Below are 18,865 nucleotides of genomic sequence, written 5' to 3'. Positions count from 1 at the left end.
ATTCTGCATATTAGCAATGCGCAAGCGCAGATAATACACTTTCTTCCATAAATGGCTTGGCAATAAACTCTGTTGCTCCGAATTTTACAGCCTCCACCATCTTCTCTTTCTGCCCCGCAGCAGTGATCATTATTACTTTCGCATTAGGATCAAACTTCCTGATTAATTTCAGGGATTCAATGCCATCAATAACCGGCATGGTTATATCCATTGTAACGATATCAGGCTGAAGCTTAACATACTGATCATAGCCTTCCTGCCCGTTTACAGCCTCTCCGATAATCTCATAACCTGCTCTTTCCAGCATGTCTCTTAATACTCTTCTGGATGTTCTTGAATCATCAACTATAAGTACCCTCTTCATGTACTACCTCCGGCCTATATTAATAATTTTCATCCTATGCTAACATCATCACCAGTAGCAGTAAGTAAAACAATCTCTCCACCACTAAGGCGAACAGGTAAAGCCACAATCGGACTTCCCTTTGTCTCAGTGTATGTAACAGAGAACTCCGGTGGTTCAAGCTCGATTTTTACACCGATCTTACTTCTATCCGTTGCATAAAGACCATTGATGCAATTGATAAACTCACAGGTTGCATCCAAGGCATCTTCTTCGGTTTCAATAAATTCTTCCTTGGTATACGAAACCGCCAGCTTTTCAACATCCTGGTATTTGCCGCAAATCGCCACTGTAGCCTTTTCATCACCATGGAACTTCTGATATCCGATCACTTCACTTCGAAGGGATTCTACTCTGTAGGCTTTTCCGATGCACACATGACTATCTATCAGTCTGTACATAGTCTTAATTGCCATGACAATGAGCTCCTTATTGGCAAGCATATCATCATCAAGGAAAATAGATACTATCCTTTCAACATCATTGGACTTAAGATCTACAATATCAGTCTCGGTATACCCATACTCTTTCTGATACTCAAGCTCTGCATTGTGAACCTGTTCCATAGAAAGGAAATTTTCATCGACTATAGCCTGGATAAATGCCAGATAAGAATTTCCCTGAAGCTCCAACAACCTTCCAAGCTGCGTCTGTGAAAGATACCCCTTTTCTAAAGCAATGTCGCCGAATCTCATATCCATAGTAGCCTGAAGTGCATTAACCTGCTCTGCCTGCGCTATGGTCATAAGCTTTTCGGATACAGCAATAACACCAAGCTTAACTCTGTTATTTTCCTGAATACTGTAAGCTTTTTGCAGCTGCTGCTTGGTCAAAAGACCTTTCTCCAGCATGTAATTACCCAGTAATCTATCCAGCATATTTTTACCTCAAAATAGTAAAACGGATATTAGTCTACATTATATATTTTAGACTAATATCCGTATACAAACAAGCTGTTTTGAGTTTACTCTTTATCTTCTTTATCTTCTTTATTTTCGTTCATACGCTTCATTGCCTGATTAAGGGCCTTCTGAACCGCAACTTCTTCTGAATCTGATGCTGTTCCACCTGTAGGTGCACCGGCCATTCCTGCCTTCTTCCTCATCTGGTCAGCGTGCTGTCCTGCCATCTCAAGCATCATCATTCTATCCTTAGGAAGTACAACACTCTGTCCCTCAGGATTGATTGTAATACCATCCTTGTCACTCATGAATTTCAGGATGTCCTGATATTTGAATACAGCAGCATTCCACTCAGAGCCTCTGAGCTTTTTACCAAATTCAATTCCATCAGTGAATACAGGTAAAAAGTGTTTGTCGTCCTTGGTGTTAAGAACCAGGAACTTAAACTTGGTGTCCTTATTAAACTGCATTTTGCCGTCCTCAAGAACTTCCACAGGGCCTTCATGCTGCATTGGAACAATAAAGCTGCTGGATCTGATAAGTGAAAGCATTCTCATTTCTTTTGCTTTTACAACATCATCTCTCTTCTCGTATTTAACTGGCCATCTCAGCTCTTCCATGAAATCCAGCATTGCAAAGTTAAGTGCTGGGTTCACAGGATTATTTCCAAGATCCTCACTGTTCCAGTCTCCCGGAGCAGCTACAATCTCACTTCTCTTAAATCTGGCTCTGTATGCACCATTATCCACAAGAATATTCTCAATGCCGATATAGTACAGATAATCAAAAAATCCTCTTTTTACAGCTGAGGTATCATCAGGATTCTCCACCTTGATTTCTTTTACCATAAGACGTCTAAACTGCCTTGCAAAAATCTCAGCTGCCTTTTCTGCCATCTCTTTTTCAAAATAAACATTACCAAAGCCGTGGTCGATGAAAGGATAGCCTGTTGTTGCATCATATAATACATACAGGATTTCCGCGTCTCTTACTCTTCCAAGAAGCTCGTTGTACACCTTTCTGTGATTCTTCTCAAATCCCGGAAGGGGAGCCTTCTTATTAAATACCTCAAGAGCAGTCAAAAGAAAAAGAATCTCCTGGTTAGATAAAAATCTAAGAGAATCAGCTGACAGATCCGAGTCATAGATCATCTCACCGATTTCATTCTTTCTCTCTTCAGAAACAGTCTCAGGCATCTGTGCTGCCTCAAGCTCAGGCGCATTTACAGGATTGAGCTTAGGAAATCCCGGCCACTCCATATCCGCATGAGCATCCATTGCTGCCTGCATCTCTTTTTCCTTCTGCGCTGCTGCGCTAAGTTCCTCTTTGTTCTCAGCGCCTCCGGCGTTTTTCTTCCCACCAAACAAATCAAAAATTCCCATTAAATCCAAAATCCTCCTAAAAACATTGCTGCATCCCTGCACCTAAATATATAAGCAATCAGCTCTCGTAAAATACCTGTGATACAGCTGCAAGATACTCAGGGTCCTTGCTTCCTGCAGTCTCGTAAGGAGAATGCATGGCAAGCTGTGCCAGACCGATGTCAACTGTATTAACAGCAACCTGAGAAGTTGAGATATTACCAAGTGTAGATCCACCCGGCATATCTGAGCGGTTTGTAAAGCTCTGGAAAGGCGCCCCTGCCTTCTCACACATAAGTTTAAAAGTAGCTGCAGAAACCGCATCAGTTGTGTATCTCTGATTGGCATTATACTTAATAACAATACCCTTATTCATAACCGGTCTGTTAACAGGATCTGCCTTATCCGGGTTATTAGGGTGCATTGCATGTGCATTGTCAGCAGAAATCATGAAACTCTGAGCAACTGCTGTAAAATACTGCTCATTAGTTCTGCCAAGGCACTCATTTATTCTTGTCAGAGTGTCCTTAAGGAAGGTTGAAGCTGCGCCCTGCTTGGTTCCGCTTCCTACCTCTTCATTATCAAATACGCAGTGAACAGCCACGTTATCGGAGTCCGCTGCATTTAAAAATCCCTCAAATGTGGTATATACGCATTCCTGGTCATCAAGTCTCGAGCTTGCAATAAACTCATCGGATGCGCCCCATACTGTAGGCTTAACCCTGTTGTAAAGGAAAAGATCATGTCCCAGAATATCTTCTTTTTTGACTCCGGCAGCCTTAGCAACAACCTCGAAGAACTTGTCCTTGGCGCTGTCATCACCGAAGATTGGAAGCATATCCTTCTGTGCATTGTACTTGTAGCCGTCATTGGCCTCGCGGTTCATATGAATTGCCAGGGCAGGCAGCATCAAAAGATCTCTATCCACGTTAACAAGCTTGGTTACAGCACCTGCCTTTTTGTCTCTTACAATAAGTCTTCCCGCAACAGAAAGCGGTCTGTCAAACCATTCTGCGCAGAGCATTCCGCCATACTTCTCAACATTGAGCTTAATATATGCTCCCGGCATTTCCATCTCAGGATTTTCCTTGATCTTGAAGGAAGGAGAATCGCTGTGGCTTGCTATCATGTAAAAGCCCTTGAAATCCTTCTTGGGAATTCTGAATGAAATGATTGAAGAATCATTTCTGGTAACAAAATATTTGCCACCCTTTCCGCCCTTTGCAGGAGCAAGCTTCCATAGATCTGACTCTTTGAGCTCAACATATCCTGCCTTAACAAGACGTTTTTTGAGATTATCAATTACCTGAAAACAGGAAGGACTCTCATCGATAAAGTCCAGCATTCTTCCGGTAATATCCTTATATAAACTATTATTTGAAGTCTTTTTTGTTGCCATAATTACCTCTCATTCTTATACCAAACTATCTTATTATTTACAGCCCTTTTAGTCAATGATTCTCTGATTTACCGCAAACCAAGGTAGCTTCTATCTTTATGGACTTTTTCTTTAATATGACAAAAAATATGTTGGTAAAACAATGCGACTATGCTAAAATGTAAGCACTTACATTTTATACAGTTTATTTTGATTATTTAGATGGGATGGAGAAAAAATGACAAGAGAAGAAACCTTCAAAATGCTCAGCGAATATGTAGATTTTCTACTTGAGAAATCCGACGCAGAGCACCCTTACTGGAACATTGAAAATGTACTTAGCGGGAAGCCAAATAAATGGAACTATATTGATGGATGTATGATCACTGCTGTTCTTTCATTATATGAGATGACCGGCGATCAGAAGTACCTTGATTTTGCTGATAAGTTTGTGGGCTGGTTTGTTCAGGAAGATGGCTCAATCAAAACTTACAGTACCGAAGAGTACAACCTTGATAATATCAATCCATCCAAGAATCTTTTCAAATTATATGACCTTACCGGCAAAGAGAAATACAGAAAGGCAATGGATACTGTAAGAGCTCAGCTCGATACCATGCCTCGTACCAATGCAGGTAACTTCTGGCACAAGAATATCTACCCTTATCAGGTGTGGCTCGACGGAATGTACATGGCTCAGCCATTCTACATGGAGTATGAGCGCCGCTACAACAAGATGCAGGGATGCCTTGATTCCTTCAAGCAGTTCAAGAATGTAGAAGCTCTTATGAAGGATGCCAAGACCGGTCTTTACTACCATGGCTATGATGAGAGCCGTGACATGTACTGGGCTGATAAGGATACTGGCTGTAGCCCTAACTTCTGGCTCAGAGCTCTTGGCTGGTTCACTGTAGCCCTTGTTGATACAGCGCAGGCCATGGACGAGTCCATGTACTATGAATACAGATACCTTCAGACAATGCTTGAGAATCTTGCCAATGCACTTATTCCTTTCCAGGATGAGAGTGGCATGTTCTACCAGGTTGTAGACAAAAAAGATGATTCCCGCAACTACCTTGAGACATCCGGTACAGCACTTATCGCCTACGGTCTTCTCAAGGGGGTTCGTCTCGGATACCTTCCAAAGCGCTTCGAAGAAGTAGCCATGAAAGCCTTTGATGGAATCACAGAGAAATACCTCTCTCGCAACGAAGACGGTTCACCTAAGCTTGGAGGCATCTGCCTCGTAGCAGGTCTCGGCGGAGCTCAGCACCGCGACGGCTCTCTCGAATACTACTTCTCAGAGCCCGTCGTAGAAAACGAAGCCAAGGGTGTTGCACCCCTGATCCTCGCCTACACAGAGATCCTTCGCCGAAACAACTAATCCGCTTTCCATTCACAGCTGTTTTCCGGAGGCCGCTTTCGCATCCCAAGCCAGGGGACGCAAGCGACTCGCAATGAGATATTTTTTCGCCTTGTGAGTGTCGGGGAAAGTTCATGAGCCGAAAAAGTCCGGTCCATAATTCCGGTTTTGGCTCAACATGTCTGAGCATCATAGGCCCTTGTCTGCGCAGTATTTTCGCCAGCTCGTCACTGAGAAATGAAACATTTCTTAGATGTTCGAGCACACTTTCTTTTAATGCGCCATCTACGGCCAAAACTTGCAGGGCGGTTGAAAAGTGTCTAGTAGAAAATGCCATAGCTCGCAAAGCGAGCATATAAAAAGAGAAGAAATCTATCTTCCAAGCTAGCTTGAAGAAGTAGATTTCTTCTCTTTTTTAAGGTGCTACGCACCGATATGGCATTTTCCTTTATAAATATTTCTTCCGCCCTGCTTCAAACAAGTCCTCCGAGGCGCGGGAAAGTGTGCTTTTCGAACATCAGAAATTGTCATTTCCCATCTCAGACTCGCCGGGCGCAAACACCTGCTCGAATACGGGCCGAGAATGCGAGTTTTGAGCCATGGAATTATGGACCGGACTTTTGAGGCCATGAACTCCCGGCAAGGAGCGGCGAAAAAAATCTCTTGCGTGAGCGAAAGGCCCCTGGCTTGGGATGCGAAAGCGGCCTCTGATAACGGCTGTGAGTGGAAAGCGTTTCACTTTAGTTCGTAGGAGATGTTGAGTTTGTTGTCGGTAAAGGTTACCTGGGCCATGGCTCCGCAGATAATTGGGAGCATAGGCGGGTGATGGCCGATGTCGAGGTCCATGAGGATTGGGACGTCGAACTCTTTGAGGACGTCTACGACAGCGTTGTATTGGTTAAGTCCGAACATTTCCTGGCCGAAAGCTGCCATAGGGCGTCCGATCAAAAAGCCTTTAACATGTGAAAACCAGCCAGCTTCACGAAGGTTCCAAAGTGAGCGACGGATACTGTAAACGTTGAGGTCACAGGCTTCCAGGAACCAGATGATTCCGTCGCCCGAGTACCTTTCGGAAAAGCCCTTGGCATCTTCGTAGGGTGTGCCAACAAGATTGACTAGGCAGTCGAGGCAGCCACCGATAAGACGGCCGGAAAATCTTATTTCATCGTGAATATCAGAGCCGTCGATTATAGGTTTTTCAGCGGAAATTACATTTTGTCCGCCCACTGGGTAGACCTTCATTCTGTTAGGTTCAGTTACGTAGTAACTGCACAGATTATCAGGGTCCTCAGGAAGCTCCATCTCCCACTTATCATAACTTTCAAATGAAAGCTTCTTGCCGGTAATAAGGTCCCAGGCATCTGAAACTGCAGGATGCCACTTCACCATTCCGAAATCCCCTGCGCAGGGTGCGTAGATAGCCGCAGTGTCAGCCAAAGTTACAGATGGAAAAATAAAGTTTGTATTGTCGGAATAGCCCATATACCACTTTGGTTTTGCTTCCGATACACCCTTAAAATCAATAAACGGAACGACCTCATCCATAAGTTCTCCACCGCCTACGGACATGAGGACATCATTTTGATCACTCTTATAATAATCATTTAGCTCAGCGCCACATTTTTCCGGGATGTTGCTGATGCCGATTCCCTCTGCCTTGTCGCAGTTAGGACCGATATCAAGCTTATAACCCATTTCGGTAAAATTCTTTCTGGCATTTTCAAATCTGCTGATATAAGGTTCAAAGGTACATCCAAAGGATGGAGCAACAAAACCGATTGTTCCACCCGGCTTCAAGAACTCAGGATATCTCATAATCTTCCTCCTATCTCACGGAAAGAATCTTATCAAAAGCCCCGGCATATCCTCGCAGGCTTCGCCGCATAATCTCTTCAGCTCTTCAAAATAATTTCCTAATCTATGCTCAGCAAACTTGGAATTATAGAAGACCACATTCCATTCATCCCCAAACTCCCTGAGCGCATCATTAAAAGCATCAAGGTTTTTGCCATAATAATCCGGAAGAGGCAGTTCTTTTACCAATAAATCCTGCAGATCTTCCTTGCTGTAAACTTCCATAAGATCAATATAATAGACCTGTTCCATCTATGCTCCTATCAAACAAAACTCTGATAATCCACCTAAGTGCTAGGGTTCTCCGTATAACAGCTCAAAGGATTCGTAGTGATCCCCGGTATAATAAATAAGCCCGTCATTTGAATAAATGATTCTCTTTGATCCGCGCTTACTCTTTCCCTTAGTATCTATGTCGCACTCATGGTACTCTCTTCCCTTTTTCTTAGGTAAAAGACCTTCATAGTTGCCAAAGTAATCGCCGCCAATGCTCTTTCCGGGAGCATATTCTTCAAGACTTCCTCCGGGCCAGCCAAGCTTCTTGGCAGCTTTCTTGGTGATGAAATTCGAAGGAAGCTTCCCATAGGTGTGTATATACAGTGCAACATCTTCCCTGGAGGTATATTCTCCATTCTCATCCGGGATATTTGCAGCTTCTGTCGTGGCAGCAACAGCTGCTTCCTCACTTGTACTCTCAGTAGCTGCGATTACTGCTTCTTCACTAGTACTCTCGGTAGCTGCGATTACTACTTCTTCACTAGTTCTCTCGGTAGCTGCAATTACCGCTTTTTCACTGGTACATCCCGTAAGGCAAAAAGCAAGAACCAGCGCAAGCCATATTGTCGTAATCTTAAACTTTCTCAGAAATTTAAGCATTTTAATATCTCCAAATATTACAAGTCACCTGACGACCATCTCTTTTTCAGGCTGCAAGATTATAGAACATGTAGAAAATAAGTGACCCTGATAGAGAGAGAACTACACTCCAAACCGATACCCAGGCAATAGCCCTTGTAAAGTAGTTTTTACGTCGATTTTCAAACACATCCACAAGGCCCAAAGCGACAAACACCAAAGATGCCGTCATATATCTAAAGTCACTGCTACAGGTATATGGATACTTAAATACATACAGGCCAAAGCTTAGCAGCATAAATACATAGGTAAAAAGAAGAAATGTTGTTCTAAGACAGTCCTCTTTTTCTCTGATTTCACCCAGCAGTCTTCCGGTATAACCTGCAATAAATACGATAGTTAAAAGAACTCCCGCAATGATAGCTCCAACATATGCTATCTGAGTTATTGCCAAAAGGCCTCTTCCGATATCCGCCGGAAATGCCTCCGAAAACAGCCCGGTCTGGAATAAGATAACCCATGTATTATGAATTGAAGCGGCGCTTAACACATGGAAAGGAAACTCCACATGAAGATCCGTCAGTGTAGGAATACCAATTATTGACCAAACTGAATATGGGCCTGTGTACATCACAGACTCGTTTGGAATAAGAGCCGGCGAAGGAATTCCTGGCTTTTCTCCAAAGAGAACAATATTTCTAACTATGTATGACAGACCGATTGGAATGCAGATCACTCCAAATACCACATACTCAAGGAAAGCATTCCTGATTCCAACTCTGTTTCCAGTCTTTATAACCTGTACCAGATAAATAAAGAAAATAAGGGCTATAGAGAATGCGCATATAGCGGTATTCAGCTTACTGATCATTCCAAAGCCAAGAGCCAAGGCAATCTTAATTATATTGGCAAAAGATTTATCCTCTATCCACTCCAAGGTTCTCCAAATGGTTACCAAAAGAAGTAACAGTGCAAGAATATCATTGTTGATAGATCCTGCCAAAACCAGCATTTTGGGATAAAAAGCAAAAAAGCTCATTCCGAGAATCCAAAGCTTTTCAGTTACTCCACTCTTTTCCAATATATGAAGCATAACCACCATGCAAAGACCTGAATAAATAAGTGTTGGCACCTGCAGGTTTTCAAAAGCCAGCTTCTCGGGAACCCCAATAAGTCTTTGTAATGTCATCCAGACAGCTTCTATAGTATGGTGAAGCGGTGGATGGTAATATCCAAAATGATCATATGGATCCATATCAGGCAAATGGAAAAACTTATAAATATACTCAATATATCCGATGTGTCCGTTGTTTATGGTATCTGTACCAAATCCGGTATAGGTACCAGCATCATTTTGAAGAGTATATATATCATAAAAAAGAACGTATCCTGCCCTTATCAGCATTCCAAGCCAGACAGTCCACAGAATCCCCTTCTGAGTATCCAGGTTTCCTTTCATCTTCTGACTTACAATAATAGCGAGACTTACAAAACCTATAAGAAATAGTAGTGCCAGCTGTACCTGGCCATACTCACCGTAAGTAATTGATGTTAAGTAGTTACCCTGTAAAATAGCCACAAACAAGGCAACTACCACCACTATCAAATTTGCTTTTACATACACAGACTTTTTCTTAGACACCATAACATTATCTCCCGGCAACTTTTACATCTCCCAAACATCCGAATATCCAGCTATCAGTTATAGGATACTCCCTCAAGACTTGCCTTTTCTACCCCAATAAGCTCCGGCTCTTTATCAACACTGCCGGTAATTGTCATATTTGAAACCACTAACTCTTTGACGTTCTTGGCATAAATACTTCTGCCACTCATCTCGTCAAAATTATCCATCATGACAGGTCTTTCCGGAACACGCTCATTTTCCGGAAGGAAACTTGCAGTAATATTCTCAAACACAAGCTTTTCTATTGGTCTTTCAGGAAGACCTACTGCGCATACAATGCTTGCGCTTGCTCCCTTACATTCAATATTTCTGCCTGTTATAGATCCAATGACCGGTGTCATCTCGTCAACCGGAGCAGGATTCTGATTCTGAACATAGTCTGTATGTCCGTCAGGATCACAGAAGTAGAACATATTCACAGTAAATGGCATATGTACGCCATTCATATCAATGTTCTCAAAAAGAATATCATCCAGAACAGATCTCTCGCCTCGTCCACGTCTTGTCTTTATACGAAGTCCTCTGTCTGTACCGTCAAATATACACTGTGATACTCTGACATTTTTAACTCCACCGGCAACCTCGCTTCCAACTGTAACGCTGCCATGTCCTCTTTCAAACTTACAGTTGCGGATGATTATATTCTCAGTAACCTTGTGATGTTTAAGGCTCATGTAATACTTGCCGCTCTTAATAGCCATGCAGTCATCGCCAACTGAAATTGTAGTTCCAAGAACCAATACATTTTTGCAGCTCTCAGGGTCAAGACCGTCAGTATTAGGTGAATCTGATGGATTGTGAATATAAAGGTTAAGGAATGCAAGATCATCGCTGTAATATGGATGGACTGTCCAGCATGGAGAATTCTGAATGCGCACATTCTGAACCCTTACCTTCTTGCACCTTACAAGATACATGGCATTTGGTCTCCATGCTCCTCTCTTAACCTTGGCGTTAACCCACCAGTCACTGTTTCCGGCATTTCCGTCAATGGTACCAGGTCCGATGATATCAAGGTTCTCCGCATCAATAGCTGTTATCAGTGAAGCATAGCAGTTAAGCGGATTTCCTTCCCAGGTTCCAAGGTTGTATTCGCCCTTTTCATCTGTATCTCTTATCATTCCCGGAAGAATCGGATAGTGATTTCTATCGGTATCTCCCAAAATCACAGCTCCTTCATCCAGGAACAAAGTCATATTGCTCTTGAGAAAAAGAGGTGTCACAAGATACTCTCCCTTTGGAAGATAAACTGTTCCATCCTTGGGGCATGCCATTATTGCTGCCTGAACTGCAGCAGTATCAAGAGTTTGTCCATCTCCCTTCGCACCAAAGGCCTTAACATCAAGAAGGGTTGATTCATGCTTTGTTGTAAACTTCTGGCATTCCTCGGTGCCGCCAAATCTCACTGTAATTGTATATTCCTGATCCGGTAAAAGCCCTGTCATTGACACCACGTTCTGAGTTCCCCTATAGACTTCTTTTCCGTCAATATCTATTATATATTCCTGATTCTGCTGAAAAATTGAATCAGATTCAAGCTCTATTGTCACACTCCTGTTAAATACTTCTACAATCTTAAACTTCATAATATTCTCCCTTAATACAAACTAAAAATGCTATCATGTAATACTCTTACATGATAGCATATTTAATCTTAACAAAAATCGATTTTTCTGAACAGAAGTGCTATTATTCGCCAATAAATCCGGTTATAACATCCGCAGCATCAACGATCTGTTCTGTGTTTGTTATAGATGGAATGCCGTCTCCATTCTGGATTCCATAATTGCCAAAATAAGAATGTATACCACCCTTGATTACATATTCCTGAGCATCATCCGGCCACTTGGATTTACTTTCATTATAGCTGTCCATATTAAGGACTTTGTCCTCTGAGCCATAAATGGATAAGAGTTTTAGATCACTGCTGCTAAAATCCGTTGTGGTAAAGGAAGCACATAATATTATTCCGGCGTAGCTGCCATCAGCATGTTCTCCCAGATACTGGCTTGCTGCCACTCCGCCGAGAGAATGTCCCGCCAAATACCACTTAAGCCCTTCTGCGCCCTTAATCCTATCAGGGTACTTATCTTTGATAATATCCACCGCATTTAGTCTTAAGAAAGCCAGGTTCTCCGGCATTCTTGGAAGCAGGCAAGCATAACCTCTGTCCGCAAGCTCATACATAAGCCCACTATATGCTGTGTATTCTACCTTTCCACCCGGATAAAAAACTATTATTGCCTTTGCTTCTTCATTATTCGGAACAAAAACAACCAGATTCTTATCTGAGTATGTGCTGACTCTGTCTCCAATCTCCTGTTTGATTTCAGCTATTGCCTCATCATCAGCCTTATAATAATTTAATGTGTAGATCTTAAAACCTATAGCAAAAACAACCGCCAGAAACAATAACACTCCCAGAATATATCTTATGGGCTTTTCTACCTTTTTTAGGACAATCTTTCCTGACAATGGTTCAATCCCCTTTCATATTGTCATCAATTATTCTAAGGAGTTCCATCGCACTTGAAAAGGATTTTTTTTCATTGGTATTAACTATCACAACATGTCCCTGCCAGGTAGCATTTTGTCTGAAGGCCACATGCACTATGAATGTAGCAAGTTTACCCTTTTTCCCTTGAATGTTACGAGTGCCGTGCTGCTTTTGCACCTTGTCGATTACAAGCTCATCATCTTTGACCACGTCTCTTTTGTGAGCATGATGTTCCTTGGGAATGAACTGTCTTTGTTCAAGACTCTTTTGTGGAAAGTCCCAATTGTCCATCAGGTCGTCCATGGTGGAAAACATGCCTGTGGCACTCTCGAATCTGATAGGGTCATCCGAGTATTGGTGCCACAAACATCCTTGATAATCAGCATTCTCGTCACTATCAACACAAATGCTTATTAAATTTCTGGCAAATAACATTTGCTTAGCTTCGCCCATAAATTTTAGTCTTCCCTCTGTTCGTCATCTTTTTTTCTGGACGTCATCAAAAGCCCTGCTGCCACTGCTCCGGCTGCTACTATAGCAAGCACTCTCAGTGCCAGATTTGTTGTATCCTCAGTTCTGGCTCTTCTTGCTCCAAGAACTGCCTGACCACTACCTGTTTCTCTCCTTGCTCCAAGAACCTGTCCTGCCGGAGCCGCTGTAGTTGTTGTAGCAGGCTCTGCCGGAGGATTTTCCGGAGTTGATGGTGGATTATCCGGAGGTGTTGGCGGATTATCCGGTGGTGTATCCGGCTCAATATACCAGATCGCGTACAGATCATTTGGTACTCCATCATTATCTGCAGCTATATTGGCTCCCGGATCCGCAAACTTGTATGCTCTGTTATCACCTGGTCTCTTACTCCAACCAAGGAAAGTATATCCCGGTCTTTCAAATCCGGCCTCTGCAAGTGTAAGAGCCTTAACAGCCTCATTAACTTTAAGCTTTGTAACTCCATCCGGTCCAAGAATAACATCTCTTGTAAGATTTCTTGGATCATTGGAATGATAGGTAATAGTTGTATACTCAGGATCGATCTTAATTTCGCTTCTTGAGTTATACTGAGCAACCAGAACAACCTTCTTCATTTCAAGGCCGTCTACCACGCCATTATCTACCAGGTAATCTTTCTTGATTCCAAAATAGTTGTTTGGATAATACAGGATGTTGGTGCTGTCATTGGTAATCTTCCAACCGATAAATACCCATCCGTCTTCTACTTTTTTAGGAGGTGCACCTACTACAGCCTGCGAATCCACTGCATAAATATATCCGTCATCAGGTACAGTGGATTGATCGCCGTGTTCACCCGCATCATATTCAACAGTGACATTACCGGGTCTTCTCCACATAGCTGTCAATGTAATATCATTAAGAATTTCACCATAACCATATGGGTTCTGACCATTTGAATCCTCAAACCAGCCTACAAACTCATATCCCGGGCGTTTAACACAGTTGACCATGGTATCTTTCTTAAGAGATTCTCTGTACCACTTATAGAATTCATCCTTCTGACCAGGAATAAGTGTACCGCCGTTAGGAATAAGCGTTACTTTACACTTGATTTTCTCATATTTAGCATACAGAACCTTATTGGCAAGTGGCATCTTTTCTTTCCAGTCATACAGCTTCTGTCCGCCTTCATCAACACACCAGCCCACAAACTTGTAACCCGATTTGTCATAAGCAGGATCTGTGCTCAGATCTGGAGCAAGGCTCTCGTATTCAATTCCGTTAACGCTTCCATCAAGAGGCATTTCATACAGAATATTGCTAAATACAGGATCTGCCGAAACTAAAGATGTATTGCCATCAAAATTATCCTTAAATTCAATCTTACTGGATAATCTCTTAAAATAAAGATGAAGGTCATCAGTATTATCATCAGTAAACTGACCGATTATCTCTGTTCCCACATCCATTTTATGTTCTGCGCCATTCTGAATGTAGTACTCCGGCTTAAAACCTGTGTAATAATCATCACAGTAGAAGTAATAATTCTTTCCTTCCGTACCATAGTGAGTGATCTTCTTATCCAGTGTATAAGTTATACCATCAAGTTCCTGATAATAGTAATAAACATCATGGGATGATTCACCATTATGGATATCGTACAAGACAAGAGTATTACCGGTAACATAAGCATCGAAAATAAATGCATCAACAAAGTCTATGTGCAAATTTACTGTTTTACCGGGCTCAAGCACATTATTTTTGTATGCCCATGGAGCACCTTCTACCGGCCATACATAGTTATACATAGACAATCTCTGTCCGTAAAGTCCTGTGAACTCCAAGCCTTTATAAGAATTGCCATTTTTGTCCTTAAAGATAATAGTCATCAGATCACGATCATAATATAGATTAATGATTGTGTCTTCCTCAGCCCTTATTGTGTCGCAGGATACAGGACTTCCATTTTCAATTCTTACGCCTTCAAGCCAACTATACTGGAATCCTTTTTCTATAGATGCCCAGTCACCTGCAATAGCCTTAGATACAGGTGTTCCAACCTTCGCTTTCTTGGTATAAGTCTCCTGATAGTCGTAATTCTTGGCACTGTTATCCGTTATGGTCTTACTGTCTCCAATATTCTGCTTCCAGATAACAACTGTGAATTCCGCTTCCTCTTTAGGTTCCCACTTTGCATAAAGAGTGATATCCGGATCACTATCCGCGAAAACTTTACCCCAATCAAACGCTGAAGACTCATCAACTGTACCAACCTTAGAGCCTTGCTTCTCGTACCAGCCCTTGAAATCGTATCCATGCCTTTCAGGGTCAGCTGGCGGTGTGGCCGTCTTTCCAGTCTGAACATGAATAGGATCTGTATAAGTGGCACCGCCGCCCTTTACACCGTCATTTTCGTCAAAATAAATCCAGTGAACACCGGTTACTACTGCATATACTTCATGAACGGAGGCAATATCGATCTTTTCCTTAATTAACGTCTTGCTGTTCTTATCACGGCTCCAGCCAAGGAAAGCCTGTGTATCATGCTTAGGCTCAGTTGTAACGTCATTTACATCCACCATAGTAGAATCACCGGTTACAACAACTATCTTTTTAACATGAACTACTTCGCCATCCACACCGATGTATGTAAGGTAATAGGTAGTCTGTATCTTTGAAAAAACTTCAACCTTACTATTAGCTACTACATGCTCAACTTTTCCAAACTTAACTTCCTTGTCGTCTGCAGTAAACCATCCAAGGAACTCCTCGTTTGAACCGGTTTTAGGAATACCGGGATGAGCTAAGTTGTCGCCTTCCTTAACGAGCTGTGTGTTAAACTCAGTTCCTCTGTCAGTGAAAACATATGTACAAATAGCTCTCTTGTCAGTAGTATCATCCTTTGAATTTCCGGATCCTGCTACGATATATACTGAGAAAGAATTTGCACTAAAAGAAGCTCCATCGGAACTTGCATCTGCCACCTTTTCGGTGTTACCTGCATCATCCTTATGGATTACGCTAAAAGATTCTCCGCTAAGATCGTTACCAAGTGAAATTGACACCTGAACACACTTAGAATCTAATGGTTCAATCTCTTTTCCATCAGCATTATAGAATGTAATATTAACACCTCTTGCCTGCTGAACATCTTCGCCAAGAGCATCCTTGGCTGCATCAATAGCATCAAGGTCTGATACTGCAACAACAGTCATTGTTGTGCCTGCAGGGAATACTCCCTCACCAGCCTCTACTTCTACATGGATTCCTACTGAATCTCCTGAGAATTTCTGGGCAGGACTATTTACCTTTTTATCTTTATCAGAAGCTTCTGCACTTGCTGCATCTGATGAGCTTTCCGTTGCAGCTGATGAAGAGCTCTCTAAGGCAGCCTCATCTGATGAACTGCTACTTGCAGCATCCTCTGATGAACCCTCAGCAGAACTTTCCTCAGTAACCTCTGATGGAGTGTTATCTAAAGGAACATTTTCCTCAGAAATAGTTGTCTCCTCTGCAGGAGCTACTTCCTGGGATTTTTCCTCGACAGTTTCCTCTACCACAGTTTCCTGATTTTGAGCTTCGGAAACTGCCTCATCAGTAGCCTCCTCTTCCGGTATGGAATTATGCTCTTCTTCGTCAGCCCCAGCCCCCTGGCCTGACAAATCCTCATTATTTACATTTTCTGTGTCCGAAATGTTTTCCCATTCAACTGTGGAAATATCTTCCTCAGAAGTAATTTCCTTGACGGTTTCTTCGTCCGCAGCAGAAACTTTTGCATAAGAAAAATCACTACCAAAGGTAGTGATTGCAAAAGCTACTGCCAGACATACCGCCAGTAAACGTTTAGATTCTTTAAGCATCACATTACCCCCTCTGAATACTTAATCTGTATTTGGTTGTATGCACATAAATATTATCCAATAAATAAGCGCGGATATACAACAAAAAAACGATTGTTTATCGTTTTTTAATATTTAAGCAGTCCCCTGATCTTTCTTACTGCTCATTTCGTTGTTCTTTATGGCATTATCCATTAGCTTAAACAACTCCAGCGCACTTCTGAAATGCTCTGTTTTGTTTTCATCTGCCCAAACGACTCTCCCCTGCCAAGACTCGTTTTGGCAATCATCTACCTTTACTATAAAGGTCCCCTTGTTATGTCTCATAATACTTCCTTTCGTTACACTTAATTTTAGCTAATGACAATCATATACCTAATCATAATTCGTATATTTTTTGCAGATTTTTTAGTAATCCATTTCAATATACATATTGTCCTTTAATTCCTGTCTTGGCAGAAATGGGGCCAAATCTTCAAGAGGAGGACTATAAAGTGTTCCATCCGGATTTTTTCTGGCTGAACTCTTAGGCTCCCAGACCTGCGTAGTATCAGTAAATACCTCGCACAATACTGCCCCCGCAGCATCCAAAGCTTCCCCCAGCTTTTCCTCGAGTTCATCACCATTTTTAATTCCTATGTATTTAAAGCCAAAGGCATCTGCAATCTTCTCAAATTTCGGAAAAGCCAGATCCCCACTCTCCGGTCCTATACCAACCTTTGAATACTCAGAAAAAATGTTATTCTGCGTAATCCTGATTGAATGGTAGCCATCATTATTGATAAGAAAAATCTTTATAGGTAGTTTGTTAGTAATAATTGTCTGAAGCTCCTGAAGATTCATCATTATACTGCCATCCCCTTCAAGGCAGATAGTTTCCTTCTTCCCGGAACTTATGCACATACCGATTGAAGCAGGCAGTCCGTATCCCATACTGGCTACGCCGTTATTATTAAAAAATCTTGTGTCTTCCTTGATGCACCAGCTCTGATGTCCAGCAACGCAGCAGGCTCCGTTACTAACAGCAGTCAGGCTCCCTGCCTGTAATTTCTCGGAAAGGATTCGCATAAATCCATATACGTTTACAGGGCCACTTCCTGTATTCTTCTGCCCATCGGAAACAACAGGATACTTTTCCTTCCATGCTACGCACTGTTTTCTCCAGTCATCACATGGACTTACCGGAATATTCTCACCTGCGTTTTCTGCCATCACCATGCAGAAATCCTTGGCATCAGCCCATATTCTCTCATCTACATGGATTGTGTGTTTGGTCATCTCAGCCCTGTCCACATCAACCATGATTACCTTAGCTGCTCTGGCCCAGCTCTGCCAGTTATAGCCAACCTGTCTTATAGAGAGCCTGCTTCCTATTACCAGCAAAAGATCTGCATTCTGTACTGCAAAGTTTCCTGCCCTGTCACCCATGTTTCCGCCTCTTCCGCAGTAAAGTGGGTTAGCATCTTCCATAAGATCAATAGAATCCCAATAGGTACAAACCGGAACTCCCAGTTTATCTACCATTTCTCTAAAAGCATTAAAACCGCCTGAAACTCTGATTCCTGCTCCTGCATAAATAACAGGCCTTTTGGCATTACGGATCTGATCAAGAATCTCTTTTGCCTGCTCTTTTCCAACGCTTGGAGGAAGGAGTCTCTCCATTTTCTCCGCCTCCGGGTCAAAGCCTCGCAGCTTCTCCACATCCACGTCAGTGTTTTGGAAGTTAACAGGAACATCAATCCATACCGGACCAGGTCTTCCGTTTTTCATAAGAAACCAGGCTTTTTCCATATGATATCTGATATCCTGCGGATCCTCCAGCATAACGGCATACTTACAGATATGCTCTGTCATCCTGGTTATGTCATACTCCTGATCACCAAGGGACCTTAAATCGCTATAGTCATTCCCGAAACCATTAGCATCTTTTTCTAGTTTTTTCCAATATCTTACCGTTGTGTCGTAGCGCACCTGCCCACTTACAACAAACATGGGGAGCGAATCAAGCCAGCCACCCATTACGCCCGTAATTGCGTTCGTTCCCCCCGGGCCGGAGGTTACGCAAAGAGCTGCCACTTTGTTTTCAAGCCTTGAATAACTTTCGGCCGCCATGGCTGCGCCCTGCTCGTGATGAAACTGAGTACAAGCGATTCCTTTAGCATGTCCAAAAGAATTATCTAAAAACATAGCGCCGCCGCCAACTACCATAAAGCAGTCTGTGACGCCTCTTTTACTCAAAAAATCGACTATATAATCTGAAATCTTCATATTAC

At 42.4% G+C, this 18,865-nt stretch carries 15 protein-coding genes; 1 reads left to right on the top strand and 14 read right to left on the bottom strand.

Annotated elements, in window-relative coordinates:
- Window positions 1–10: 10 nt before the first annotated feature.
- The 4 genes from G613_RS0106825 to G613_RS0106810 all read right to left on the bottom strand — a co-directional run bounded on the left by G613_RS0106825 (window position 11) and on the right by G613_RS0106810 (window position 4,065).
- The gene (locus G613_RS0106825) at window positions 11–364 is read right to left on the bottom strand and encodes a response regulator (protein WP_029231953.1); all 354 of its coding nucleotides are present in this window, start codon (window positions 362–364) and stop codon (window positions 11–13) included.
- A 29-nt stretch (window positions 365–393) separates the two neighbouring features.
- Entirely contained in the window at window positions 394–1,281 is an 888-nt protein-coding gene (locus G613_RS0106820) for a chemotaxis protein CheX (RefSeq protein WP_029231952.1), read from the bottom strand.
- Window positions 1,282–1,367: 86 nt separating this feature from the next.
- Window positions 1,368–2,687, bottom strand: coding sequence for an SseB family protein (locus G613_RS0106815; RefSeq protein ID WP_029231951.1), 1,320 nt, complete (start codon window positions 2,685–2,687; stop codon window positions 1,368–1,370).
- 58 nt (window positions 2,688–2,745) lie between these two features.
- Window positions 2,746–4,065, bottom strand: a complete 1,320-nt coding sequence (locus G613_RS0106810) for a M18 family aminopeptidase (RefSeq protein ID WP_029231950.1) — start codon at window positions 4,063–4,065, stop codon at window positions 2,746–2,748.
- A 217-nt stretch (window positions 4,066–4,282) separates the two neighbouring features.
- Between G613_RS0106810 and G613_RS0106805 the strand changes: the two genes are divergently transcribed.
- Window positions 4,283–5,428, top strand: coding sequence for a glycoside hydrolase family 88/105 protein (locus G613_RS0106805; RefSeq protein WP_029231949.1), 1,146 nt, complete (start codon window positions 4,283–4,285; stop codon window positions 5,426–5,428).
- Window positions 5,429–6,142: 714 nt separating this feature from the next.
- On the opposite strand, the gene G613_RS0106800 is transcribed toward G613_RS0106805, so the two are convergent.
- The 10 genes from G613_RS0106800 to G613_RS0106755 all read right to left on the bottom strand — a co-directional run bounded on the left by G613_RS0106800 (window position 6,143) and on the right by G613_RS0106755 (window position 18,860).
- Window positions 6,143–7,222, bottom strand: a complete 1,080-nt coding sequence (locus tag G613_RS0106800; RefSeq protein ID WP_029231948.1) for a S66 family peptidase — start codon at window positions 7,220–7,222, stop codon at window positions 6,143–6,145.
- A gap of 15 nt (window positions 7,223–7,237) precedes the next feature.
- The gene (locus G613_RS0106795; RefSeq protein WP_029231947.1) at window positions 7,238–7,513 is read right to left on the bottom strand and encodes a barstar family protein; all 276 of its coding nucleotides are present in this window, start codon (window positions 7,511–7,513) and stop codon (window positions 7,238–7,240) included.
- 42 nt (window positions 7,514–7,555) lie between these two features.
- Complete coding sequence (locus G613_RS0106790) at window positions 7,556–8,137, bottom strand: ribonuclease domain-containing protein (RefSeq protein ID WP_029231946.1); 582 nt, start codon at window positions 8,135–8,137, stop codon at window positions 7,556–7,558.
- Window positions 8,138–8,183: 46 nt separating this feature from the next.
- Window positions 8,184–9,761, bottom strand: coding sequence for a hypothetical protein (locus G613_RS0106785; protein WP_155828044.1), 1,578 nt, complete (start codon window positions 9,759–9,761; stop codon window positions 8,184–8,186).
- Between the two features lie 53 nt (window positions 9,762–9,814).
- Window positions 9,815–11,389 carry a glycoside hydrolase family 28 protein gene (locus G613_RS0106780; RefSeq protein ID WP_029231944.1) on the bottom strand — a complete coding sequence of 525 codons (1,575 nt, stop codon included), beginning with the start codon at window positions 11,387–11,389 and terminating at the stop codon, window positions 9,815–9,817.
- Window positions 11,390–11,492: 103 nt separating this feature from the next.
- Window positions 11,493–12,278, bottom strand: coding sequence for an alpha/beta hydrolase (locus tag G613_RS17930; protein ID WP_029231943.1), 786 nt, complete (start codon window positions 12,276–12,278; stop codon window positions 11,493–11,495).
- A gap of 4 nt (window positions 12,279–12,282) precedes the next feature.
- Entirely contained in the window at window positions 12,283–12,753 is a 471-nt protein-coding gene (locus G613_RS0106770; RefSeq protein ID WP_029231942.1) for a hypothetical protein, read from the bottom strand.
- A gap of 5 nt (window positions 12,754–12,758) precedes the next feature.
- The gene (locus tag G613_RS0106765) at window positions 12,759–16,613 is read right to left on the bottom strand and encodes an InlB B-repeat-containing protein (RefSeq protein ID WP_029231941.1); all 3,855 of its coding nucleotides are present in this window, start codon (window positions 16,611–16,613) and stop codon (window positions 12,759–12,761) included.
- A 114-nt stretch (window positions 16,614–16,727) separates the two neighbouring features.
- Window positions 16,728–16,919, bottom strand: a complete 192-nt coding sequence (locus G613_RS0106760) for a hypothetical protein (RefSeq protein WP_029231940.1) — start codon at window positions 16,917–16,919, stop codon at window positions 16,728–16,730.
- 81 nt (window positions 16,920–17,000) lie between these two features.
- A complete protein-coding gene (locus G613_RS0106755) occupies window positions 17,001–18,860 on the bottom strand; it encodes a thiamine pyrophosphate-binding protein (protein WP_029231939.1) in 1,860 nt (619 codons plus the stop codon).
- Window positions 18,861–18,865: the final 5 nt, after the last annotated feature.

The sequence above is a fragment of the Butyrivibrio sp. VCB2006 genome, assembly GCF_000420945.1.
Taxonomy (GTDB): Bacteria; Bacillota; Clostridia; order Lachnospirales; family Lachnospiraceae; genus Butyrivibrio.
Note: the sequence above shows the minus strand (reverse complement) of the source record. Positions and strands in the feature narration are given on the sequence as shown.